This is a genomic window from Aminobacter sp. P4_D5, from assembly GCF_056401815.1.
The window spans coordinates 1-713 of sequence record NZ_JBFUIP010000711.1 but is presented as its reverse complement, the minus strand read 5'-3'; the positions used below and the strand labels follow the sequence as shown (position 1 = coordinate 713).

Here is a 713-nt window from a genome sequence, read left to right as displayed (position 1 = left end):
CGGCACGCTGGACCTGACGGGATGCACCGTCTTCAGCTCCTGCGAGCCCTGTGCGCTCTGCGTGGCGACGATGCACATGACCGGCATCGCCCGCGTGGTCTATGCGGCCTCGCTGGCTGACAGCGAAGAGGCGCTGGCCGGCGTGCCGAAATCGATCCGCCGGGGCGGCGACGTGGCCGAGCTGCGGCGCGAGGCGGGCGTGCCGATCGGCCAGGGGCGGATCGCGACACGCCAGGCTTTGGTGGCCGAGGCGGTCTCAGTGGTCGAGGCATGGGCCGCCAGGCCGATCGCCTGACGTCGGCGTTTTACGACAAAGGCGTTCCCGGCTTGCGAGGGGCCCTGCGTGCCCGCCCTTTCGGCGGGGCGCCAAGGGCCCGGACCCAGTCCAGCGCGCCCGGCGTCTTATCCCAGGCGGGTTGTGCCTCCTCGACATAGACCTGGGCTTCGCTGGCCTCGCCCGGGCTATAGTAGGGCGCCTGCTTCTTCGGCACCGCCTTCGTTCCGACGAGATAGGCGGCGACATGCTTGTTCACCGCCATGGCCTCCGACAGGGCGCTGCGGCTCGCCGCGCTGTCCCCTTCGCGGCGATAGGCGGCCAGCGCCGTCGTCCATTGCCAATGGGCCATGCTGTCCTCGGCATATCGCTCCAGCAACCCCGCGAGTTCGTCGTCCCGCCCGAGTTCGGCGAGCCAATTCACGAGGATGTACCGGAC

The 713-nt window shown here is 70.0% G+C and carries 2 pseudogenes; one reads left to right on the top strand and one right to left on the bottom strand.

Annotated elements, in window-relative coordinates:
- A pseudogene (locus AC1DWF_RS34490) lies at positions 1 to 295 on the top strand (hypothetical protein); the annotation flags it as partial.
- A gap of 10 nt (positions 296 to 305) precedes the next feature.
- Here AC1DWF_RS34490 and AC1DWF_RS34485 read toward each other — a convergent pair.
- Positions 306 to 713, bottom strand: a pseudogene (locus AC1DWF_RS34485) (hypothetical protein); the annotation flags it as partial.